This is a genomic window from Candidatus Ryanbacteria bacterium CG10_big_fil_rev_8_21_14_0_10_43_42, from assembly GCA_002793915.1.
Taxonomy (GTDB): Bacteria; Patescibacteriota; Minisyncoccia; order Ryanbacterales; family 2-02-FULL-48-12; genus 1-14-0-10-43-42.
Map to the genome: position 1 here is coordinate 1 of PFEF01000007.1, position 24,824 is coordinate 24,824.

At 43.7% G+C, this 24,824-nt stretch carries 19 protein-coding genes; 3 read left to right on the forward strand and 16 right to left on the reverse strand.

What is annotated here, in order from left to right:
* The 3 genes from COU90_03520 to COU90_03530 form a co-directional block, all read right to left on the reverse strand.
* The coding region (locus tag COU90_03520) for a hypothetical protein (protein PJE64259.1) at positions 1-6,339 on the reverse strand (6,339 nt) is incomplete at its 3' end.
* Positions 6,340-6,523: 184 nt separating this feature from the next.
* Positions 6,524-8,182, reverse strand: a complete 1,659-nt coding sequence (locus COU90_03525) for a hypothetical protein (GenBank protein ID PJE64260.1) — start codon at positions 8,180-8,182, stop codon at positions 6,524-6,526.
* A gap of 19 nt (positions 8,183-8,201) precedes the next feature.
* Positions 8,202-9,860: a hypothetical protein gene (locus COU90_03530; GenBank protein PJE64261.1), complete on the reverse strand. Its 1,659-nt coding sequence runs from the start codon at positions 9,858-9,860 to the stop codon at positions 8,202-8,204.
* Between the two features lie 222 nt (positions 9,861-10,082).
* Here COU90_03530 and COU90_03535 point away from each other — a divergent pair, with 222 nt between their 5' ends.
* Positions 10,083-10,349 carry a hypothetical protein gene (locus tag COU90_03535; GenBank protein PJE64262.1) on the forward strand — a complete coding sequence of 89 codons (267 nt, stop codon included), beginning with the start codon at positions 10,083-10,085 and terminating at the stop codon, positions 10,347-10,349.
* Between the two features lie 426 nt (positions 10,350-10,775).
* Here the strand turns inward: COU90_03535 and COU90_03540 are convergent, their stop codons facing one another.
* The 8 genes from COU90_03540 to COU90_03575 all read right to left on the reverse strand — a co-directional run bounded on the left by COU90_03540 (position 10,776) and on the right by COU90_03575 (position 17,227).
* Positions 10,776-12,641: a hypothetical protein gene (locus COU90_03540; GenBank protein ID PJE64263.1), complete on the reverse strand. Its 1,866-nt coding sequence runs from the start codon at positions 12,639-12,641 to the stop codon at positions 10,776-10,778.
* 66 nt (positions 12,642-12,707) lie between these two features.
* Complete coding sequence (locus COU90_03545) at positions 12,708-13,658, reverse strand: hypothetical protein (GenBank protein ID PJE64264.1); 951 nt, start codon at positions 13,656-13,658, stop codon at positions 12,708-12,710.
* A gap of 239 nt (positions 13,659-13,897) precedes the next feature.
* Positions 13,898-14,500, reverse strand: a complete 603-nt coding sequence (locus COU90_03550) for a hypothetical protein (protein PJE64265.1) — start codon at positions 14,498-14,500, stop codon at positions 13,898-13,900.
* Positions 14,501-14,560: 60 nt separating this feature from the next.
* A complete protein-coding gene (locus COU90_03555) occupies positions 14,561-14,998 on the reverse strand; it encodes a hypothetical protein (protein ID PJE64266.1) in 438 nt (145 codons plus the stop codon).
* A gap of 205 nt (positions 14,999-15,203) precedes the next feature.
* A complete protein-coding gene (locus COU90_03560) occupies positions 15,204-15,842 on the reverse strand; it encodes a hypothetical protein (GenBank protein PJE64267.1) in 639 nt (212 codons plus the stop codon).
* Between the two features lie 59 nt (positions 15,843-15,901).
* Positions 15,902-16,555 (reverse strand): hypothetical protein, encoded by a 654-nt coding sequence (locus COU90_03565; GenBank protein ID PJE64268.1) that lies wholly within the window; start codon positions 16,553-16,555, stop codon positions 15,902-15,904.
* Positions 16,542-16,727 (reverse strand): hypothetical protein, encoded by a 186-nt coding sequence (locus tag COU90_03570; protein ID PJE64269.1) that lies wholly within the window; start codon positions 16,725-16,727, stop codon positions 16,542-16,544. The genes COU90_03565 and COU90_03570 overlap by 14 nt, the downstream gene beginning before the upstream one ends.
* A 188-nt stretch (positions 16,728-16,915) precedes the next feature.
* Entirely contained in the window at positions 16,916-17,227 is a 312-nt protein-coding gene (locus COU90_03575; GenBank protein ID PJE64270.1) for a hypothetical protein, read from the reverse strand.
* Between the two features lie 212 nt (positions 17,228-17,439).
* Between COU90_03575 and COU90_03580 the strand changes: the two genes are divergently transcribed.
* Both COU90_03580 and COU90_03585 read left to right on the forward strand, forming a co-directional pair.
* Entirely contained in the window at positions 17,440-19,884 is a 2,445-nt protein-coding gene (locus COU90_03580) for a hypothetical protein (protein PJE64271.1), read from the forward strand.
* Entirely contained in the window at positions 19,877-20,659 is a 783-nt protein-coding gene (locus tag COU90_03585) for a hypothetical protein (GenBank protein PJE64272.1), read from the forward strand. Before COU90_03580 ends, COU90_03585 begins: the two co-directional genes overlap by 8 nt.
* A gap of 50 nt (positions 20,660-20,709) precedes the next feature.
* Here the strand turns inward: COU90_03585 and COU90_03590 are convergent, their stop codons facing one another.
* Genes COU90_03590 through COU90_03610 form a run of 5 tightly spaced genes read right to left on the reverse strand, consistent with a single transcriptional unit; the run spans position 20,710 to position 24,773 of the window.
* Positions 20,710-21,321, reverse strand: coding sequence for a hypothetical protein (locus tag COU90_03590; GenBank protein PJE64273.1), 612 nt, complete (start codon positions 21,319-21,321; stop codon positions 20,710-20,712).
* A 36-nt stretch (positions 21,322-21,357) separates the two neighbouring features.
* Entirely contained in the window at positions 21,358-22,101 is a 744-nt protein-coding gene (locus tag COU90_03595; protein ID PJE64274.1) for a hypothetical protein, read from the reverse strand.
* Complete coding sequence (locus tag COU90_03600) at positions 22,098-22,814, reverse strand: hypothetical protein (protein ID PJE64275.1); 717 nt, start codon at positions 22,812-22,814, stop codon at positions 22,098-22,100. Before COU90_03600 ends, COU90_03595 begins: the two co-directional genes overlap by 4 nt.
* Positions 22,811-23,455, reverse strand: a complete 645-nt coding sequence (locus COU90_03605; protein PJE64276.1) for a hypothetical protein — start codon at positions 23,453-23,455, stop codon at positions 22,811-22,813. Before COU90_03605 ends, COU90_03600 begins: the two co-directional genes overlap by 4 nt.
* A complete protein-coding gene (locus COU90_03610) occupies positions 23,448-24,773 on the reverse strand; it encodes a hypothetical protein (protein ID PJE64277.1) in 1,326 nt (441 codons plus the stop codon). Before COU90_03610 ends, COU90_03605 begins: the two co-directional genes overlap by 8 nt.
* Between the last annotated feature and the right edge of the window lie 51 nt (positions 24,774-24,824).

The window sequence follows — 24,824 nt, forward strand, 5'->3', positions numbered from 1 at the left end:
GTATTCGAACGGTTCCCCGGCGCGTTCTTCCGACACAAGGTTTCCGTTTGCGTCATACGCGAACGTATCGGAACCTGCGGATGTTGAGGCGTGCGGATGTCGTGAGTCAGTATACGTGTACGCGGTAGTTGCGCCGCCTTCTGTTTTTTCTTGTATATTCCCTGTTGGCGAATAGGCGTACATATAGGTTTCTGTTGTGGTGCCTATGGTTAGATCCGCCCGTATGAGACGGTCGAGTGCATCGTAGGCATATGTTGTATCCGACGGCAGTTCAGTGCCGGTATCCGTAACGCGCGTTATATTGCCATTTGCGTCGTAGGCGTACGAAATGTCCTGCAAGGAAGCACCGCCGAACGTCGTTATCTTGCCGGAAAGAAGATAGAGTTTATCAGCATCGTATGTGTAGGTGCTTGCGGTACCATTCGCGTAGGCAACACTTGCGGGCGCGCCGGTGTGCGTATAGGCGTGCGTAGTGAGTAACTCACCGTTCTTTTGTACGGTGTGAACACTGCCTATAGGGCTGTACGTATACGTCGTGGTGGTGCCGGAAGGATCGGTGAGCGCGGTAAGCGCACCCATATCGTCATAGTCATAAGTCGTTATAAAGATGCCATCGGTGTATTCGGATGACGGTGGAGGCGCCGGAATGGTTTCGGGATTTACGGTAATGGTTACGGTGTCCACTGCTTGCAGGTTTGTATCATCGGCGGTAAGAGAAAGCGCATATACGCCATCTGTGCTGAAAGAAGCGGTGGTGGAGAGCGCGGAAGCATCTCCGAACGTTACGGTGCCGGGGCCTGATATTTTCGTCCACATGGTGGTAAGCGCGCCGGATGGCAGGCCGTCATCGGAAGCGGAGCCGGAAAGAGATACAGATTCCGGGAGCGCGATCGTTTGGTCAGCGCCGGCGTCCGCGATAGGCGCTTGGTTGGTTGCCGGCGGCGTACCATTACGGAATTCTATTTGATCGAGATACAGTGTTGTCAGTCTGCTTACGCTACGGAAATCGATGCGTGTTATTATTGCTCCCACGGCATTAAGATCGGACAGAGGAATGGTTATGTTGTACCAGGTATTCGGCTGTAGTGTACCGGACAGGTAATTTGTAAGCGGAAGAAAGGCGGTAAGATTATTATTCTTATTATCCTTAAGGCGAATCTGATGAACAGGCGGATTCGTGAATGATCCGGGATTGTAGGCAAAGGAAAGCGTGTCGTATCCGTCCAGAGAACTACCGCCTATATTGCGAAGATAGGCGATACGCTTTGCCGTGTTATATACGGCTTTTATAGAATACATTCCGGAAAAAACGGTGGAAGACTCCGTTGTTGTTATAGTTGCCGCCAATGAGTTTGTCATCGCTTCCCACCCGGACGCGAGGGAGTCGCCATATATAACAGCAGAGCTTGTTTGCGCGTGCGCGTTCTTCGGCAATAAGAAAGAACGGAGACTCTGCGAGAACGCGGCAAAGAAAGACGGTACAGCCGGCGTCGTATATGCCACCGGCGCGGAATCTTCTATGCGAACATTGTCAATTTCCACCTCTTCGATTGCGGCGGATTCTTTTGTGGTGAAGCGAATGCTAAAGTTCGCATTTTTATATGGTGTGAGGTCAAGCATTTCTTCCTCCCATTCGTTTGTATCCCCGGCATTGTTGGTCCAGTAGAATACTTCCTGCCAGGAAGATCCGTCAAATATCTCGACGCGAAGGTATTCATTCCAATCAAGTCCGGCATCAGCGTAGCGCCAAAAGCTAAGCGTTGGCATTGCGGCATTCGCGATATCCAGCGGTTCCGCCAAGGTAAGAACGCAGAAGGAGTCGCAGTTGTCGGCATGCGCTACCATGTTGCCGGACGGCTCGCCCGGCACGGATCGTTCCGTGGGAGCTTCGACAGTCCAATCGAATTCATTGGATTCTATCCAGTTCCCCAGCCCGGACTCAAAATCATCGAAGAAAGATTCGCTCGGTGCGGGAACCGGCGGCGGAGGTGGCGGCGGATTTTCCGTGCCGGAGCCGGACGGTCCGCCCCGTGCTTCGGCAAGGGTGCGCGTTTCTTTTACAATATTTCCTTGAATATCGTACTCGTATGAGATGGTATAGTTTGGCGTTGTTTCGGTTACGATGCGCCCTATGCCATTCGGCGCACTATCATAGATAAATTCCCCCTCCATCTCCGGAGTTGCGGGTGCGTTAACGCCGAGTGGTCGATTGAGCGTATCATGCGTCCATACCAGTTCCGTTCCGTTCGGATCAACCTGCCGTATGAGGTTTCCGGCAATGTCATACGCGTAGGTATACAATGATGCGGGTTCGGCAGGCGTATGCGGCAGTTCCACCGTGAGAGGCAGGCTGCGGGAGTCATGCGTGAATGTGCGTATATTCCCTTCAGCATCCGTAATGGACGTAAGGCGGTCTAACGCATCGTAGGTGTACGTCGTTGTATAAATGTCAGCGCTGTTGTATTCATTTACCCCTATAAGATTTTTATAGGCGTCATAGGTAAATGTGCGCATGTTTCCCCGCGGGTTCGTGATAGTTTTCAGCCAATCGTTCCGTGTGGTGGTGGTAGTGCCAAGCGGTGTTGTCTGCGCGGTTACCCGCCCCATAGCATCGTACGTAAGCGATGTGCGTTGGGAAGCCGGTTGCGGAATTTGCGCGTATGCCGCGTTTGTTGACTCGATTGGCGCGTATTCGTACGCAATTCTACCCAATGCATCGTATACCGTGGTGCGTACGGCATACGTCCCGGCATCGGTTGTTTCGCGTGTTTGTATATTGCGGCTTAGCCCGTCCCGATAAACGATGGTTTGTTTGGGCACCGCCGTTTGGGAAAGATATGTTGTTTGCGCGGTACTACGCGGAAATAAAGTATCGTTGTATGTGTATGTTTCCGCGATGGAAAGGGTGATGCCGTTTTGCGCCGTTTGTTTTTTTGCCGCGGGGCGGCCGAGGGCATCATATGTTGTTTCCGCAACAAATCCGTTTGGATCCGTTTGGCGAAGCGTATTCCCCGTACGGTAGTCGTAGGTAAATGTGGTTTGATGTTCAAGCGGGTTTGTTATTGTTACGGGATACAGATTATGCGTGTCGTACGTAAAAGAGGTAGTATTGCCGCGCGGATCGGTTTCCGTGAGCGGCATGCCGAATGCGTTGAATGCGCGTGTGGTTGGCGCGTAAGAATTACCGGTATTTATCCAAACTTCTTCTTTGGTGCGGTTTCCGGTGCTTACTTGTCCGAGAGGTAATGTATCGTAAAAGAAACGGCTTTCGGAAAGCTTGCTCCCCCCTTGGTCGGTAAGTAGTGCTGTCGTTTCTCTATCGCGGATTGCGCTCCCCGCATCAGCGGCATAGGTGCGCGCGGTAGTGCGTTTATCAATTCCGACATCAGTGAATGATCCGTCTCCGGTTGCAATAACTTCTCCCCATTTGGTTTCTGTTGCAATATTTCCATTCACGTCGTACGCATACGTCACGGCCGTGTCTTTATGGGAAGCGGTTCCGTTATAGAGTTGCTGAATGCTTTCTTCGAGAAATACGAAGGTACGTCCGTCTCCAAGATCGCTTGTATTCCATCTGCTTATAGATGTTTGATATTGATCGCCGGAAGAGTTTGCCCGTTCTATGCGATATGCACGGCCGATCTTTGCATAGTGGTCTGCCGATTCCCCATTCGCGCTGTCGGTTTCATTCGCCTGGTGGAAATAGGTGGTGGTTGTGTTTCCGTCAGCATCTGTTTCCGTTACGGTATGAAAGCCGGCAAATTTCCGGTCATGTGCGTTTGCGTAATAGTGTTCCCCGCTGGCGTAGGCGTATTCCGTTATGGCGGTAGCACCAAATCCGTCGTTGGTGGTAATGGTGCGCGCTATCTGTAGGGGTGTATGGAGGTTCGGGTTTGTAAGCGCTCCGGCGTCGTCGCGCAGTTCGGTGGTCATGGCGTATGTAAAGGAGGAACTGCCGCCATCGGTATTTGAAATGCCAATCAACACGTCGGTAGGTTTGTTTTCCGACAAATACGCCGGAGACGCGCCGGTAATTGTTTGCAGCCAGTCGACGGCTCCGTCGCCGTTCAGATCAATAAGGCGAATACCATTGTCGACAAGAAACGCGTCAGTGGAATTAAAGGTAATGGGAAATGATGTCCAGCGGGGATCTTCCTGCCAGCCGCGGCCAGTCCCCAAATACACTTTATGTTCTTCCCATGACGTAATGCCGTCGGAAGTACGTCGAGCGATCACCATATCGGTAATGCCGTCGTCATTAATATCGAAAAAGCGAACGCCGTTATCGGGAATGTTTTCCGCGCTTATGCCGCCTTTCGTAACGAGAGTAAGGTCGGCAACAAATTCATCGGGAATCCGGTATGTTATATTTTCGTCCGTTATCCATCCGTTTCCGCCGGTATTGATAAGTACGCGCCGATTTGTGGTTTCGGTGGGTAAGGAGATGGCGTCGGTTATGCCGTCGGCATTCACATCAACCAATCGATTAAACGCATCCCGTCCAAATTGTACCGTACTATCTACCATAAACGGCGCGTTGCTTGTGCTCCATGCGCCTTTTTCTGTCCAGCCAGCGCCGTTATGGAGTAATGCTTTTATCCCGCCATATACCGACCCTTGCATAGCTTTATAGAAATCGGGAAGCCCATCACCATTTAGATCAAGGAGGCGGGAAGACCCGTCCTCATTAGTGAAGTATACGAGCGGCTCTTCCGGAAGTACCCAGCCGGTCTTACCCGTCCATGTATTGTCCGGCAGTAATGTTTGGATCTGATACGTCGGATCGATATTCGTTGCCGGGAAAAACGCCTGAACAAGTTCCGGAACGGAGTCGGCATCAACATCAAGAAACTCAACGCCGCGGCTTTGTTTGTCGCCATTTGCATTCTTAGCAAGAAACGGAGTCGTAAGATTAGAGGCGATACTTGGCTGTTCTGCCCAGTATGCTCCGGTGTTGAATGCGGCATTTTTTGTGTCGCTGCAGCCAGAGCCGCATTGATAGTATTCCAAAGCATCGGTAAGGCCATCACCATTTAAGTCGGTAAAGCGATGTGCGCCGCGCTGGTTGGAAAATCTGCCGTTAAAGCCGGAAAATTCAGGATTATATGTAAAGCCGATAACAGCTTCCTGATAGGAAAATGTTGTTGCCGGGAGCGTTATGGATTCGCCTGTTTCTGAATATCCCGTTTCTGTTATGGACGACAATAATGAACGCACGCCGTTATCTCCTGCCGTGTAAACAAATGCATATTCACGCACCGTTGCCTCCAATGCGCGCATTGTTATTTTGCCGATGCGTTTTTGTGAGACGAGCTCAAAGCCGGTATGCCACGACGAAATGATATCGGGGCGATCTTCCAGAGTGAATAGTATTTCGAATATGCCCGGGCCGGATGAGTGATTAGTGTACTGAATACGGGATGGATATAATATGCCGCCATGATTTACGTATTCATAGGAGATATAATTTCCGTTTGTATCTTCCATGCGATCGAGAAACCATGTATGTACGTTGTCGCCATTTTCTATACGTGATTGCGGGTTCCCGCCGAACGTATACGCAGTACCGTTTTTATCGCGCATGATCCAGTTCGTACCGGTAAATTCGTATGTGCGGAATGCGCCCGTTTCGGTGCGTGCGCCGAATGATCCGCCGGCAAGAGGACTTCCGCCCGCCGGAGAGATCTCTCGCAGTTCTCCGTCAAATGAAGATCGAAAATCGCGGTGCACATATAGTTCTTCCGTGCCATGACGATTAATGCGTTCAATGGACGGCACGGAAAGAGACCATCCATACCCTACCGGACTCAAGTTATCTTTTTCGTTGCTGTTGTAGAAAAGAGCCATATTAGGCGCGAGATCATTCCGTCCGGGCGGCACGGCAAGGGGGTATGTATACGAAAGAGCGCCGCTCGCTTCGTCCACATCTATATTAAGGCTTGCAATAACGCCATTGCCGGCGGCAAAGAGCGTGTCCAACGCATCAAGTCCGCTGCCGCTTGCCGCAAGCGCCGATACGCCTTCCGTTTCAGCCGATTGCTCCGGAACGGGTGTATCTTCCGGTTGTTTAAGAGGCGTGTCTGCCGGAACCGTATCATCCGATGTGCTTTGGTTTTTTAAGGAAGTATCCTCTTCAAACAGAGGTATTGTTTCCGCTGTTGGAGGTACGAGTGTTGTAGAAATATCCGGTTCTAAAACAAAAGAAAGTTCCTTGTTAATGAGAAAACCTTCTTCTGATTGGGCGTATGCAATCGGTACCGTTTGCGACAAAAATATGCTCAAACTCAAAAAGAGAGCAATAGTGCGTCTACGGGTATATAAATGTATATAATCCGGCATGAGTACGCAAAAAGTTTATTGGAGAGTAATGCTTCAGACTTATCATACCGTGTTTTTTTGTCAAGATTTTATCGGGAGGCATCTAAACTGGTAGTTTGTGTCAAAAATTTTTGGGCGAGTGTGATATTTGCGATATTGTTTTCATCCGCAGTAAATGTAAAGACGAGAGCTTAGGAATATACCGCTACGCTTCTTCCATCATGTTTCTAAGGGCGTCCGGTGTTTCGGATTCCTTTTTTTGATAAAGCGGAAGTTCGAGAATAAAGGTACTTCCCATTCCCTCTCCTTCGGATTCCACCCAGATACGTCCCTTATGCGCCTCTGTAATGAGACGTGTTACATAAAGCCCAAGTCCAAAACCGGAAACACGGACATTTCGACTGCCATTTATTTCTTCCGCACGTGTAAATTTGTTGAATAGCTTACCCATGTTTTCCTTGCCGATACCTCTGCCGGTATCTTTTACGGAAAGGCGCATAGTATCATGTTCCTTTGTAAGCGATATGATGACGGATCCTTCCTCGGTGTATTTAATGGCGTTGTCAACCAGATTAAACACGACATTACGAATTTTATTGGGATCAACGCATGCGGAGAATAGTTCCTTTGGTTTTTTATATTTAAATATTAGTCCTTTTTTCTTCGCCGTATCGCTCATTTCCTCCGAAACAGAGTACGTAATTTCTCCCATGTCTGTTATTTCCCAGTCGTATTTCATACGCCCATCCTCAATACGGGAGAGATTAAGAAGGTCTTCTACTAGACTAATGAGGCGCTCATTCGATATATATACTTTTCTCATTTGGGACTCCAGTTCCTTGTTCATACGTCCAAACATGCCTTCCATTGCCATAGATACATATCCTTTAATAATGGAGAGCGGTGTTTTTAACTGATGAGACGCAATGGAGAGAAAGTCGGACTTTGCCTGGTTAATATTTTCAAGATTTTTATTTGCCGCTTGAAGTTGTTTTGCCAATATTTCAATTTCTTCTCGGTTTTTAACTTCCTGGAGAACGGAACGGATGAGTAATGTTCCAACGACAATCAATATTGTTAATAAGATGCCGTCTACAATTCTAGCGGTAAGATTGTTGGCGAGTATAATTCGGATAAGAAGTAATGTCCATGTTATGAATACGAGTAACTCAGTTACAATGACTCGAATATCAAAAAGATGATGTCGTAGAATAGCGTAGGTGATAATAATGGGATAAAAGGAGAAAAACATTAGTAGAATGGGTGGAATTTGTATATTAAATGTTAAGAAAAAGACACTTCCCCCACCTAGAAATCCGGCAATTGATGCTCCGAGAACAAATTTAAGAGGTAAGGACTCTTTGGAAGGATGACGACGAATAAATTTCCAAAGGATCCAGAGAGAGTAAATTGTTAGTAGAAAAAAATAAACTGTGAAATAAATGTATAGAGGACCTGCATCCGGAACGTAGTTAAATATAAACTTTGGCAGAACGGTCACCACAAATTCTTTAGTAGGGTTTAGAAAAGAAAAAAGAACACCAACGATCATTGCAGTAAGAAATTCGAGGCGATATTTCTGAAATGACTGAGTTATGGCTAATATAAAAAGAAAATAAAACAGTGGTATTAAAATGGCACCCTGATGAAGGATGAGATTACTCGCGAGAGCCACATTCTTGTCTGAAGTAGAAATCATTACAAAATAACCAAAGCTCCAAATAGCACTACTGACATTTAAAAGTAGCCAAGCGTTATTCGTGAGCTCTTTTGGGTTGCGAGTATAAACGACAACTCCTGATATGAGAGCAATAAATCCTCCAAGAACGAGCGAAAGGGTGTAATAATTAAAAAGAAATGGCATCGAGTTTTTATAAAATTATTTATTGAGAGCTTGTCTCATAAGGAGATTTTAGATATTTATTTCCAAGAGCGGAGATATCCTGATTCGATGTGAGAAATTCTCCGAGCTCTTTTAAGGTGCGAAATGTGATATTGGTGCCATGTTGCGGTTCAATGTGAATATCTCCTTTATATTCAGTATTAGACTCCATACTGTGATGAAATGCTTTTTCTTTTCCTTGAAATGCGTAGATAGCGGATTGAAATGAAGAACAAGAAACAGGTGGATTATCTGCACCATACACGTGCCATCCTTCGGGGAGATAAGCATCATTAATATATCCGTGCCAGTGACTTAATGCCATTCCATCTTCCTCTAGCATTTTTACAAATATGGAATCAGGGCATGTGCGTTTTAGGACGGCTCCAAATATTGCAGCGCCCACCGCATGAGCAAGCATGACGTAGGTATCATAGGATGGTTTGTAGTCATTTCTTAGAATAACATTTTCAGGAGTTTCAATTATCATTTTTCCCTGCTCTAATCCAATTTTGACAGTATCTTCCGCGGGATTCATATGCATTTTATTTGCTCCTGATCGTTGCGTCACAAGGTATACATTAGGGACCGGCACCACAAACGATTCATTTGGTGTTGCTACCACAACATGAAATATATCATCTACGGTAAAATAATCTTTTGTTTTAGGAAAGGCGTTACCAAATTTCTCACGCGCTTCTTTTTTTGTGTATATGGTTGGTAACGATAATGCCATTTGACGAGCAAGAAATCCAAAGCTCATTCCCGTTCGATGGTCAAGATGCACGCCACCTATCCATTGATAAAATTCGGTACGGAACGCAAGATCATTTACCGACTTCCCGGCTGGCCATAGTCCTGTACGGTCTAGAATAGACCCTCCTTCCACGATGTCTTCCACATACCGCTTGTGTGTTTTGTCTGCGATAGAAAATGTATGTTCTCGTACTATAAATTGTTTTAGTTTTGGTGGGCGAAGCGGCGCTGCAATTTTAGGAATAAGGCTGTTTAGTATAATTTCTTCAAAATTTTCGCCGAAAGGATAAATGGGATGAGAGGCATTAAAATTATATAATAGCCATTTTTTATCCCCCACCCCCAGTACAATATTTGTCATATGGTGAGCAAAAAGTTGAAATGCCGTATCGAAATGTTCTCGAAATGTGCTTTGTTCAGAAATGTGTTCCGGCATATCAACGATGGTAATGACTTGAGAGCGCGCAAAACTTATCATATTGTCCATGGCAAGGTTACCAGTTTTCCTTTCCCCCACTACAATTACCGTGATGCCTTCTTTAATTTTTTTACCATTTTTTACCTGTAGGAGCATTTTTAATGTAAGATGTCTGCGTGTTTCTTCGGCATCAAAAATAACAGGGGCGAGAAGTTTAAGATTATTAAAAAATGCATAGAAAAACCGTTTTAACAAAAGAGACCTTGGCACATCTACCAAGGTGTCTTCATATGGTACTATTTGTACATCAAGATTGTGGAAAGCTGTTTCAAGACACTCAGTAAATTTTTGCACACGCGGGCTTATAATTTCTCCATCTTGCGGAAAAAATGTAACCACAAGCTCTCGTGCCATTTCTTCCGGCTCGAGAGGAACTTCGTGTCCAAATCCTAAAATACGGTGTATTGCTTCTGTGCTTATATGCATGGTTATAGTATGCCGTTTTTGGTATTAGGGGTCAATGCATTAATACATGAGCAATCAGGCTGACACATTGTTTGTGGATGGTGAAAGTTATCTACATCTTTGTGGAGAAATTGCTTCCCTGCTTGGCGTGATATTGGTAAGATAGCTACTATGCCCTACGGGAAAATATCATGCGGAACGTTCCGCACATTATTTTTTTTACGGTCTATTTTTTAAAAAATCATGCTTCAACAAGACGAAAAAACATTTCTTTTTAAGGTGGTATTCGAACCTATGGACGGTGGATGGCAGGCGTGCTGTCCGGTTTTTCGACATAATGGCGCCATAAGCTGGGGGCACACAAAAGAGGAGGCGTTTTTTGGTGTGGAGGAATTGGTAAAGATAATACTTCAAGATATTAATGACGACAGCAGAACTATTCTTGTAAAAAACAAGCACATCGACCGCCTGCCGGGGCGCATATTGCGATTACGGTTGGGGGGGGGGTGATATAAAGGGATACGCGGTTTAAACTATCTTATTTGAGGATATAAAATCACGTCATAATCAAGCCCCAACAAACGGGTAATAGCTATTGTTATGGACATGTATGCATACCTTATTAGCTTACTCGCTAATTGGATGTTGCAATTAATTCTGAAACTTGTGTCAGACGGCTTGTATTAAGTATAAAATTATGATAGGATATTCTGGAAGAAATTCATGGTGGGTTTCTCGAACAAAACGGAAAGGAGGTGAGAATTATGGATGCGAAGTATCCTTCGCTTCTGGATCGACTCTTTGAGCCCGTTCCCGAAACGCCGGTAGCAGAGCTTGGTCAGTATGATCCAAGCACGCAAACCTGGTCACATCGGGACGCAATCTTGATGAGTCCGACCAAGCACAACCAGGAACACTAACTTTATCCCGTGCCGTTCAAGATAACTTCTTGGACGGCACCTTTCTTTGACCATTGCGAGCAAATTGTATCGCTTTGTTTATCAACTTTACGCGTAAGACGGTGTTGGTGAACCCTCCAATATGACCGGACGCAAACCATTCAACGGAAATATACTTTTTTAAGTTATGTAATATTTCCACAAAATATTTTATTTGACGGGTTGGACAACGTGCGTCATTTTCTCCATGTAAAAGAAGAATAGGTGTTTGTATACGATGAGCATAGGTACTGGGTGAGCTTTTTATGTAGCGCGCGCGATTCGTTTTTGGTGTTCCTTTGAATCTTTCTTGATCTTGCGTTTTGAAATACGCTGGCTCATCTTCGTATTGCATAATACAATCCGCTATTGAAGCGCCGGCAATAGCGCGATACCATAAATTAGGGTATTTCCCAAGTGCAAGTAGAGTTACGTACCCACCCCACGACCATCCATACAGTACAACCTGTTCCTCATCCGCATACTTTTTTTTCACAAGCCATCCTCTCGCGGCAACGATATCCCTTACCTCCCATTTTCCCGGATGTCCGTATATTTTTTGTTCGAACTTCTTGCCAAATCCAATAGAGCCACGATAATTGACCGCACAATAGCCAAACCCGTTTTGAAGCCATGCGTGTGCTTCCGGTGAATATTCATTCATCACGACACCATGAGGTCCGCCATGTATGTCTATCACGAATGGTATTGGCTTCTTCGCGGTTCGTGGTCGGACAATCAACATATGGATACGTTCGTTGTCTGATGCCCTCGCCCATTTATGTTCTACGTCATACGCATGTATTTTTTTACTCGACCACTCTGGTATTTTTTTCCATGTATCGTAATGTGGTGCATATATGTTTATAAGATGCGATGGAATATTAAAATCGCTCCATTTAACAACAATAGATCCGTCTTTGAGCAATGCAGTGGAGTCGAAATGGAAATTGAAACTGCCTGTTTTTGGTCCGATGCGTTTGAGTTTTTTGGTACGCGTATTGTAAAGATAAAGTTTTTGCTCTGCATGATATACATCACAAAGAACCATCTGATCGCGACTTTCATCCCATTGAAGCACCCATATGTCTCCGCGAAATGCTGGATGTTTTACTTCCGCCATACGGTTACGGGCGAAGTCATAAAATGCTGGTCTATGCCAATCACGTACTTGTACGAGTGTAAGGATCTCTTGTGGCTTAGTGGTGGAGAAAGCAAGAGGTGTGATTCCAGTAAAGCTTCGAGAACGCGTTATGGTCAAAGTATTTTTTGCTGACAGAAGGATCAGTATACTTAATTTTGTTTTGCTGTTTGTTTCTGATATACAAACAAGCGTACCGTCGGGCGAGCAAATCGGTTCGGAAAGAGAATGATCGGAGGAATATCTTTTTTTGAGTATACTTGTTTCACCCTCGTCTTCGCTCACAACAAGCACATTATTACAATTATCAAGCGCGGCGGTAAGGCACAATATTTTACCGTTATTGCTTGTGCTTACCGAGTATGAAAAATATGTGTTTGTGTCTGGTGTTATGTCCTCGGCCATACCGCCTTCAAATGGCACGCGTACGAAGTGTCCGTACTCGCTACCGTCTTCATCGTTGAGTATGTAGATATATCTTCCATCAGTGGAAATAGAGCCTAATAGTTTACCTTGCCTGGCATGAGTTATCTGTCGTGTAAAACCAGTATTGAAATCAACCGCGTGGAGCTGATAATTACCAGAACGATTTGAAACAATAATGGCACGGTGCGATGCGCACCGGGCGGAAAAAATATACTGAACACTCGACGTTTGAAATAACGCGCGTATTCGTTCTTGAGATTTTTTTTGATTTGACTTTTTGTTCATATTAATTGACATACACTAATAGTATCAAACATTAGCGATGGTTTAAAATACCAAAAAGAAAATGGCGAGCGATTATTCCTAACCGCTCGCCCGACACACGAGTGCATCCGCAATACTTTGGCAAATAGCGCCATTATAGAGCCGATCGAGCCACCACCACGCACCGCATGTATTCACTTCTAGGAAAAATAAATTTCCTTCTGTGTTTTCCATGAAGTCCGCGGCGCAGTAATCAAGCGACAGTGCACGCATGAGTTGGCGAAGCTTACTCAATGCATTCAGGTCAAATTCGCACACCTTGAACGATTCGCCGGTACCACTTTCTTTTCTCACATCTTCACGTTGATGCGGACCTGGAATACACGATGCGGCAAAAACCTTATCATTAACGACCACGACTCGGATATCTTGCTTACGCTCGTGGTATTCTTGATAGATTACCGGAGCGAAAGAAAGAGTTGCATCATCCTGAAGCCACGCAGGATCGATGATTCGTGTGTATGCCGCGCGTGTAATCTCGTGAGAAACTACCCATGGTGTCGCAAGGTTTTTTGCGATGATCTGCCGTCCGGTTGCAAACTGGCGAATAGTACGAGGATTATTGGACGCAAGCGTATCTGGAACAGTGAGTTGAGCGGTCTGCGCCGCGACAATCTGGTGGATCTTTTGTGAGGCATGAAGTACATTACTTGGTTTATTAAACCATTGTGTCGATAAAAGATCGAAAGCTGAGAATTGTATTGTCCGTAAACTTTCACGCTGTAAGCATTCGCTCTCACTGGCTGCTTGACCAAGATACGGAGGTAGCTGCTGACACCAGCCTATAGCAATGTCTGTTTTGACAATATGCCGACCGTCGCAAATAAATTCAACCCCTCCCGTTTTCGAAATAAAAGAAGCTAGGGATGCTTCTTCGCCAGCATCACCGTTAAACCGAAACACCTTTACATTACGTCGCCGCAATTCATCTATGACAGGATCGGCTTCAAAACCGCGCCGATGAGTTACAATCAAAATAGTCTTATCCATAATTCTCACCTCCTTTCTGTTTTGTTCGAGAAACCCACCATGAATTTCTTCCAGAATACCCTATCATAATTTTATACTTAATACAAGCCGTCTGACACAAGTTCCAGAATTAATTGCAGTACCCATTGTCACTATCATGGATTTATACACGCGAAAAATTATCGGTTGGCAGATACTCAACAAACACAGTACAGTATGTCGTTTTTCGGTGTGGGGGTCAAATAAAAAAATCCATCATCTCAATAATGCGTCTTAAACTCTTCCAGAAGGTTAAGGTACCCCTTCTCAAGAACAATATCCCAAGCCTCTTTATATACGATCCTGTCTTTACATGCGCCCAGATCTGTTTGCAGAAGAGTCTCGTTTTTGAGGGTATCCAGAAAAATATACTGAAGGGCGGCATGTATGATGACATGCAGGCGCACTTTTTTATTTTCTACATGGGAGAACATTTTCTCAAGAATAGTGTTTATGGGGATATCTTTCGTGTTATAAGCAAGGAGTCGGTGAATAAGCTCGTGGATTAGCAGGTTTAAAATCATTTCATCCGGCACGTGTGCGGAAATAACCAACGGGTCGCTAAAGCCGCCTTTATATCCGGAGACTACATACGCGGATATGGTGTTCTCCGAAAAATGAAGGCTAAGAATATTACACAGTTCTTCCAACACGTGCCTCTCTACCGATTGCCAGCGTTCTTTAAAGAACGCAACACGGTTCGTAATTTCCTCATCTGAAAGTGGCTGCCACGCCGCATCACTTTTTCTTACGCGCCAGTATTCGGTGAATATGGGCTGTAAAAGTCTGCTGTGGGTTATGTGGATGGTCGGTACCTTTTTCATATTGATATTATAAACATTAAAAAAGGAAGAAGATATATTCTCCTTCCTTAGCGGAAACTATTAATCTCCTTTACAATAACTATCGCCACCACAACTGCTGTCGCAAGCGATAACTTCGGTGGTTGGCCAGATTACGGGGTCGATATCTCCAAAAATAGTTTTTGCCAACTGCAACATTTCTCCTCTAGATTCTGTGTACGGCTGATTCGTTGGGTGATGGTGGAGAAATTTCCCAAAGAATTTTTCGCAGAACGCGGCATAGTCATGAGTATGCAAGATAAAATGATGCCACATGCTGTCTAATTGCTTCGAGGGTGAAATTGGTTGAGGTATTATGCTTATGAGAGCAAGAAACTTTTTACATTCTTCAAAAAGATGAGCCGCATCCGAAAGCGCTATACTTTCTCGTACGGCATAGAGTTTGATAAGATTATCATTTTTGTATGCCAATATTCCTGAAAAATCCTGTTGATGAATGGGATAATCCGCCTTGTTCATAAGAAGCCCTCCTATGTAAATGTGATTTTACACATTTTACAATAAATACAAAAAATAGGCAAATTAATTTTCTCAATAAAAACAAGCACATCGGCCGCCTGCCAGGGGCGCATATTGCGATTACGGTTGCTGGATGATTGCGCAGTTTAATCTATATTTAGGCTACTTACAAAAAATCACTTTCTGTGGAGAAAGTGATTAGGAATTATGTAGGTATTTTAACGGCAAAAATATTTGATTTTTCTGTGCGAGATTTTTCAAAAAGATCCCAAGATACATAGCGATCTTTAATGGCAGGCAAACCTGCGTCGTTAAAACACAATCCTTTGCGGTCAATGCCGGTGACGATAACATGATGTCCACAGTGACCCTCTTCGTTATCAAGTACGTATGCGTTTATGTTAGGTACGACAAGATATTTTTTATGAAAGAGGGTTGTTATATCTTCCCTACACCCTTTTCTCTTGTGAAAGGTCATGTTTCGGGGGGATGTCAAAAAATCTTGAGCCAGCTGACTTTCGAATCTAAGATCAGTATTTAATGACTCTATTTGAAATCTTTCTTTATCCCAGATAGAGCGCAGATAGCCAAGCCCTTCCCTACCAAATGCTTTAAAATCAAACTCATCAATGATAATGATTTCGAAACCTAAATTGCTAAGAAATAAGAGAGCGGCTGTGTCCCACGTCCACCCGCCCGGATAATGATAAGTTATCTTATCAAGATACTTTAGCGTATATCTTCGTTGAGGGAAGAAATACTTTAATATCATTTGCAGTGTTGCTTGTACACAGTGAATATCTTTTGCGCTATTTCGGAATAAAGGCACGTCTAGCCGCTCCATAGAACGCCCTCCTACAGGTGATTGATTTTATTCTTTTTTAACACTAAAGTTATATATTATCAAACGCCTGAGATGTACTTCAAACCAATCACATTGCCGTCTTCTTTTAAGGGTTTTGTTATTGCAGATTTAAATATGTCGCGTGATATCGATTTGTGGGGTTCCCCGGGAGGACCAGGATCATGGAATGTGACCGTATTTTCTTGGATATCTGTTATTACAACCATGTGGCTAGAATAACCTTCTTCCCCGCGTAACGTACAAGGATTTACGGAAACAAGAATAATATAACCATCATCGAAGAGGTAGAGAATATCCGAAAATTGAATTTCTTTATTTTGGAGTTTAATGTTCTTATTTTTTATAAGTTGTTTTGCAATTTCTTGTTCTTTGTTTAAATTGCTGTATATATCCTGGGTTTTATATATATCGTCGCTCCATATTGTCTTGAGATATTCTTTTCCATCACGTGCAAATAGCGAGTAGTCCAAATTTTCTATATTTATAATATCAAACTTGTTTTTTGCGAGATAGAGAAGAGAAGACCCTTGCCATGTCCATTTTCCTTCTGTATGGCTGGAGATTTCATCCAATTTTTTAAATGTATATTCTTTATTAGGAGTCCAATAGGCAAGTACCATTTTCAGGCACGCCTGAAAACAATGAAGATTATCAGTACTTTCAAAAAAGGGAATATCTTTATTTGATTTCATATTGTGTTTCTAAATCGTATAAAAAATAGCGGTTTTGAACAAAGCAAAACCGCTGATGATGAAAGATTAGCAATGCCTTGCCTTTAGTTGCTTTACTTAGTCTTTTTGGCTTTGCTTTTTCTTCCGCCCTTGCCGCTATTTCCGCCGCCTCCTCCGCCAACACCGCCACCACCGTGGTTGCCGCCGTTACCAGATTTTTGGGACATAAGACACCTCCTGTAGGGTATGATTACTATCATCTAAAGAGTATCTAGTTCTAACACTTTCGTCAATGCATTAGGAGTGGAAAATAAAAATCCCCTACATTAAAGAGCCATCCATATATGACCTAGCGAAGTATTTCTTGCTAAAAATACCTCGTTAATCCACACGGATATCATAAAGTGTTCGCAGGGTAATTTCTCCATCAGTGCACTCGCGTATGATCTTTTTGTGCGTTTGATTTATTTCTTTATTAGTAGAAGGAAGAATGTTATCCCCTTGCATGATAATAGCTATATAAGAACTATTATCGATGGTAAACATGGTAAGAAATTCTCGCAAGCACTGTTCCTCTTTTAGTGTTGCAATCGCCTCATCTTTCCGCTCATTCATAAGAGTATTGCCCCAATCAGTAAGGGTCTGCTCTTTTCCTTCTTTTACCTTATATAGTTTTATATTTTTCTCAATCATGGGAGATGAAAACAATACAATGTTTAATATTTAAAGATAGTACAATAAATACAAAAAATAGGCAAATTATTCTTGGGTACATTTAATTTAGAAGTGCGTGTTGCACTTTAAAGTTGAATGTACCTATGATGGTATAGACAAATACTAGTTTTTATTGTATAGTCGTACTAATATTTTGACATTTTAACCAAATCCCATAGAAGGAGGAGACTATGTCTCATTGGGCATTTTTGCCATTTCGGTATATTGCTCTCGTGCGGGACATGGCCATTCGACATTATACATGGACTACATGCATATACATGGCCTTTATGGTTTTCGTATTATACGGAAATTACCGCACGTCATTTCTTCGCGGTGGATTGTTGGATGATGCATTGCCGGCTTATAGTATTCCCCGGCAGATGGATGACTATGTTAAACGGATTCCAGACTTCAATGCTTCGGAGTTTGTGGCCGTTGTTATAAAGGCATCAGAAAACGCGGAAATTCTTTCAAAAAGTGATTTTTTGTTTCTTATACAAAAAACAAAAGAGGCAAAAAAAGAATTTCCTAAAAGCGTTGTTAGTGTGGCATCTATCCCCGACTATCAAGATGATGGTGAAAGCCTGGATGTTACGCCTTACGTGGTAAGGCGTAAAGTTTTAGACCCTTCATTTTCACCGGAAGAATTTCTCACGAATATTGCTTCTAAACCGCAGGTGTGGAATCTTTTTATAGGGCGAAAATGGGCTTTAATCAGCATTATTCTTCCGTCCAATTATGACGAGATGGCGTGGGCATGGAAGATAATCGAGTTTGTTGAAGGGCGCAGTATTCCTTGGTGGGAACGTGTTTTTAAAGCAAACATCGAGCCGTCTGATCCGCGTATTGCGGTTTCAGGATGGGTTCTGGGCCGGTGGGCTATTAATCAGGGTCTCAATGCGGATATGTTGCTACTACCATCCATAGGAGTTGTGATGGCATTTGTTTTCCTGTGGTGGTGGCTTGGTACGGTGCGTGAAGCTCTGATCGGTGTTACGGTCTGTATTCTGTCAGGAATACTTATTACACGCGGATCAATAGCATTGCTGAATTATCTTGGTTTTGGTGTATACGAAAGAGTATATACTCTTTTAGCACCAACCAATGTGATTGTGCAGGGGTTTGTATGTATTCATGTATTTGAGGCATTCCGGGAGGCTCCAAAAGAAAGCTCACTTGAACGCTTCTTATATGCACGACATATAAATAGCGCTATCATGTTTATCGCACTACTGGCGTGTATGGCATTTGTTAGTTTGTTCGTTTGGCCCATTTGGCAGATGCATGAAATGGCGATAGTTTCTTTGGTTGGCGTTACAACTATTCTTATTGGGTCTACGGTCATTTTGCCGGCTGTTTATTTGTCGGTGGAGGTTATTTTGGGTCCTGAAAAAGAATATTATCTTCGGCCGCGTGCCGCTAGGAGACAGTTTGCTGGTGTTTTTGTATCAGTACTCCGTATCCCCCCATGGGTGAGCGTAGCGATTTCTGTGCCCCCGTTTATATTTGCAGTATTTCTGTTTAATGCCGGATACATAGAAACAAATACATCGCCGTGGGAATACATAAAAGGAATGCTTGTTGAACGCACGTACCGGTTTTTAGAAGAAAACGGTACGGGAAACGATACACTCGACTTTTATGTGGAATGGAAAGGTTCGGAGAGGTATACTAGGCATAGTAGTATGTTTCTTGAAAACGTGTGGCGGTTGCAAAATAATCTTCGTCCGAACGGCGTATTTGAAGAATGGCAGAAGGATAATTATTCTTCAGTTGTTGCTTTTAAAAACGTCGGATCAATTCTGGATAATATGGCTGTAATAGCGAGGGAGTCATATAACAAGCCTTTCCCTGTTACCGACATGGAAGCAGATGATACATTTAACATGCTGATGTCGGATGTTCCGCGGAAAGTACAAAAAGCTCTCTGGAGCAAGTATGGCATTCGTCTTACAGCTGTTGCTGTTCTTAATAGCAGTAACGAACAAAGGGCTATGTTGGAGCGAGTACAGCTCTTTGCAAAAAAGCATTACCCTACCCTTGCCGTGAGACCATTTGGTAAGAATAGCCTGTATCCGTCGGTAGATGCTTATATTACCGGCGGGCAAAACCAAAATGTCGGGATAACCATGTTTAGTATGTTTCTGCTGTATGTTGGGTGGATATTCGTCTACGGGCGGACGTATCTTTTCCCTATAGCGGGTGCAGTTATCTTTCTTATCCCGTTTGTGTTCAGTATTGGCGTGATGGGATGCTTTATGACAGTAGCGGGTATACCGCTTAGCATGTCTACAGCACCTATCTTTGATTTAGCCGTTAATGCCGCCGCAGACTTTTCCGTGTATCTGGCAGCAAAATTATTTTTTGAGCTTAGATTAGGAAAAGATCCGTATACGGCGCTTGAATCGGCATTACATTTGGAAGGTGCTGTTGTGTTTATGGATTTTATTCTGAATGTAATAGCATTTACCCCGCTTTTAGTGTCTCGATTTGAACCGGTGCGGGAACTGGGATGGATGATGGTGTTGATGCTGATGTGTTGTGGTGTAGGAGTGCTTGTACTCGTGCCTTCATTACTGAAGGTATTTGTAAAAAACTCTAACAACATAGACATGGAGGTGTCTCGTGATTAAGATACTCTTAAGTATATTGATATTTATCCTTAACTCCTTTGTCGTTCAAGCGGATGAGGAGAAGCCGTTTACCGCCGAATATGTCATGACTGAAGCCATTAAGCATGCTCGCGGACCGCAAGGGATGATGGTCGTAGGAAGAGGTAATATGAATGTCGACGGTATTATCTACAACCTTACAACCGGACGGGTGTTTATGGATGATTGTGAAGGCGTGCTAACTGCTTTTCAAGCAAAGTATTCATCTGTGGACGCGGGGTCCGCGGGGGAAACAAGATGGCAAACAGTGCGTTGTAGGAATATTTCCATGGCTTCGTACATGCCAAGTTTGGGACGCGCGCGCAAGGTTTATGCTCCTATGCTTGCAATGCTAGGAAGTGAACTTACGCCATACCTTACCTTAACAGCCACGTCGTGGGAACGAGATTATAATCAATTTTCATTTAAGAGTAATAACGCCGAAAAACCTGTTATCGTGGGATTGAGGTCAAAAAAGTCACTATCTCCTTTTGCGTCGTGTACATGGCACCTCAAAAAGTGGCATGACGCATATGTTCCTGTTCAAATTGTATGTGAATGGGAGGAGGGAAAGATAAAACAGGTATTTTCGGACTATACGGAAGTTGCCGGCGCTCCCAAGTATTATGCACCAAAAGGTATGACCATTGGTGAATATACAAAATTGGTATTTGAAGACTGGAGCGCAGTCCCGGAAGAAAGAACGGTTATAAGTAGAAATCATGCATTATTAGGTGATCGTAAGGTCATCTTCTAATAAGCCAACCGATACAGATAAGTATGTATCGGTTTTTTCTTTACCTTTCTTTATTTAGTTTGTGGAGCAAGTTCAAGAAGTTTTTTACGGATAAGGGCAGTCCCTTCTTCGTAATCAGAGGTTTCTACATAAAAAATCTCACCTACTGTAATAGTTGCGCGTTCGATTGTTTTATCGGGGAATGTAATGAACAACGGAAGTACCGGCGCGTGGGATTTGTAGGCAATGGCGGCGGCACCGAATTTAAGATGTCCGAGTTCTCCGTTTACCGGATTACGTTTTCCTTCTGGAAATATGCCTACCACCTTTCCGGCACGCAATTTTTCTACCGGTTTTCGGGAATTTTCCTCAACACCCTTCCCTTTTTGTACGGTAATAAGGGCGCCTATGTTTGCAAGAAGCGGAATAATGCCAGTAGCCGCAAAAAACATGAGCATGGGAGTATGGAACCATCGGGCAATTAAAAAACGCAGAGGGAACAGTGAAAAAGGCAAGATGGCTCCAATGTAAAACGGATCCATGGCGCGTATATGATTTGCCACAATAAGGAGCGGTCCGCCGGTAAGACGTTTTAATCGTTCCGGATGTACCACTTGGGGTATTCTGTTTTGCCGACGAAGACGTCTTGTAATGATATAGCGAAGTATGGTCTGAAGATACATAGGGATGCGTTTATAATCTGGTACAGCACTTTTATGCTACAACAGTTTTTGTACATCCTCAATCTCTCTTTTAATGTTATCTTCCAAGGTGTGAAGTTCACGCAGGAGGCGTTCTCGTTTTATGAGATCTTCCTGGGTTACATCTTCAAATTTTGATTTTTTATCGATAAGCTGAAGTTCTTCCAGAATGGATGTGCGCATGATCCGGAATCCCTCTGCGGCCTTATGTTGTGCTTCTTCTGTTTCCTTTTGGAGAAGGTGCCGTTCCGTTTTGCGTACGCGGCGGGTAAGATAAAACAGAAATCCTCCGCTGATAATAAGAATAATGAGGAGAAAAATAGTGATGGCAACATAAGAGAAAGTTATATTTCCAATACGTATGCCGGTAAAGATGGATGTAATGACATGTGTGTTTGACCATGTTGTTCCCGGTATGCCATTTTGCACGGCGCGCGCGCGAACGTACCAGTCCCCTTCTTCAAGGATAATACGTTCCGCCAGTGTCCAGGATCCGTTTTTGTCGGCATGTGTGCGGAATGTGAAATGATCACGCCCGTCTGCACGAACCTCCAGTTCTATTTCCATAAAGGGATCAGACATGCCCTCGATATAAAAAACATCTTCCAGCGGATAATAGTGGTACGGAATAAGATTAAGAATTGGCACGGAGGATACTTCGTTCGTTTGTGCTTGTACGGGTACAGTAGTCGTTCTTGCAAGTAGCAGTACAAAGAAAAGTATAAGTATACATATACGATTTACATGAGCGTAAGATGTCATAATTCAGGAGCATTATCTTTAATAGTACGAAGCTCTTCTTCTATGGTATTTTCCAGTTGGTCTATTTTTTGTACGGACAGAGGATCTTCTTTGATTTGGGAAAATGTGGAGCGTACGGTTTTTATGGCATCTTCCACTTCTTTCCTTTGAAGACGGAGTTCAAGGGCGTGAATGTGGTCTCTTTGCCGGCGGATAAGTTCTTTGCGGTGCGCTGATTTTGCTTTTAGGAACGTATAGATGAGAAACATAAGTCCGGTTGCGAAAAGAAAAAAGAACGCAACGGTAATGACGGAAAAAGGCAATGAGGTGTTTCCCAGGGGTATACCGGTTGCTACCACGCGTATGATGCGTTGTTCGGTCCAGGAGGATACATCTGTTCCTTGTTCGGCGCGTACCCGCATTTCCCAGAATCCTTTTTGTAGGGGAATACGGCGCGAAAGAACCCATGTTCCATTTTTCTCTGTATTAGTACTAAGGCGAAGAGGTTCTTCGCCCGTCTGCTGTAAGAGAATAGTAATAATGGTATTAGGATCAGCTGTTCCTTCAATGTAAAATATTTCTTCCGACGGATAAAATGTATATGGACTTATGGATACGTAAGGCGTGGAGAGTGCCGCAAAAGAAGCATATGGAATAAGGAAAAAGGTCATACTTGTAAGTACGGCGCTCCGCCATACAAAAAGGGAATATGTTTTTATACGGCACGAAATCATGAGAGTTTATTCTTTAATTCAGAGACGTGTTCCTCTAATTTTTCTTCCTGTTCGCGAAGAATATTAAGTTGTTGTTTCATGTCTTCATATTCATGCTCCCGTACATGTTTTTGTACTTCTTCTTCTATGGTGTTTCTTATAAATGAAGATCCGCCCATAAAAGCGTAGCGTTTCTGAAGAAATATAAGCATTCCTATAAAAAGAAGAACAAGAATAATGCTTATGGTGCTGTATGATAGGGAAAATGAGCCAAACCTGATACTTGTTGCAACCGACTCAATAACACGCTGTTGTGACCACGGTGATTGCCCGCCTTCACCGTCAATGGTTCGTGCTCGGGCTTCCCAGAACCCTTCTGCTATATGTGAGCGGCTTGTGGCAACCCATTCTCCGTTTTCATCGGCAATAGTGTATATCTGAATGGGTTTTTCTCCCGGCTGTTGGAGAAGTACCTCAATTTCATGATTGGGAACGCTTCGTCCTTCAATATATAAAATATCTTTATCCGAATAAAAAACGTCGGGACTCACTATGATAAGTGGTCGCGGCAAATCTGACGCGGCAAATACCACCGTGCTTAAGGAAAGCAAGAATATGCCGAATATAAAACAAGAATGTAATATATGTTTTATGTTATTCATGGAAGGTGTTGTTATGGGGTTTTTGTGAGGGCTCCACGGAGGAATGTTTTTTAGTTAGGGCGTCTTTTATTATAGCGAGATCTGATTTTAGAGACGAGTGGATGTGTGGTTTATGGATATGCCAGAATCCTCCTATGATTAAAATAAGGATAAGAACAAGGAAGAAGAGAATGGTGAGAACAGTATCCCAGGGAAGGAAAAATAATGTCATGTCGATTCCTTCCGCGCTGACAAAAGGAAGTATAGTATGTGATATGGTGATTGTTTCTTCTGCGTCACGCCAGTTCCCTGCCTTGTCAAATGCGCGAATTAATATAGTGTACCGTCCGGGCTTTAGCGGGGTGAATTGATAAGGATTTGTTACCTCAAAAAAGAATGCCGTATCCGCACTGGCGTCTTTTGCAAGGGGTATTATCTTAAGTTCATAATGATCCAGTCCGGACCGGGAATCTGTTGTAAAAAAACGTATGATAGGACGCTCTTCCGCGGTGCGTTTACCGGAAGATAATTGTACGGTAAATGCCGCCGGAGGAGTGGTGTCTATATTTAAGATGAAAGTGGAAATGCCGCCCCAAATACCATTTTTTCGGGCACGCACATGAAAGTACCATGCACCATCCTCCGGTGTTTCAAATGAAGCGGAGGTTTCCGTTGTTTCCGAAATAGTATCCGGTACGCCGTTCGGATCGCGATCGATAGTATAACTAAATTCGGACGCACCTTCCTTTGTCCATATAAGGACGGGATATGCGTTTTTATAAAAAAGATCTTGATTGGGATGCGTGGGACTTGATATATGAGGACCTTCCGGAGGAACAGGGCGAAAGGTAAAAGAAGAATGTGCCGTGTTTCCGAGAATATTCGTACCCGCGCCGTCATTGGCAAGGGTGCGTGTGCGGTTGCCAAAACGGATTTCTCCTCCTCCGGAGGCAATTACACGAAATGTCATAGTAAGGATAACCCCGTTAGACGTTTGAATACCGGGAGACGGAACACCGCCCACAAAATATACACGTCCTTCCTGATTTGAAAAAGTGGGTGGTGTTGCCCAGACCTCTACGAGTGATTTTCCTATTGAGGGGTTAATGATCTGGATTTTATCCCGAGGAAAAGATAACTCCGCTTCTATGAGGTTTACCGAATTTCCGGCCGTATTGATTATAATGGATACATCAAACGTGGATCCCACCAAAAACGATCCGGAAGACGGACTTAAATACAGCGATGCGTTTTCCGCCGCCTTTACCGGTGGGATGTTTCCGAATATAACCATTGTTATAAACAAAAACAAACCGAAAAATTGCCTGCCAGTGGGCATGTCTTTATTATACCGAGAGTATTTTCGGAAACCTAGAAAAAAACCTATATA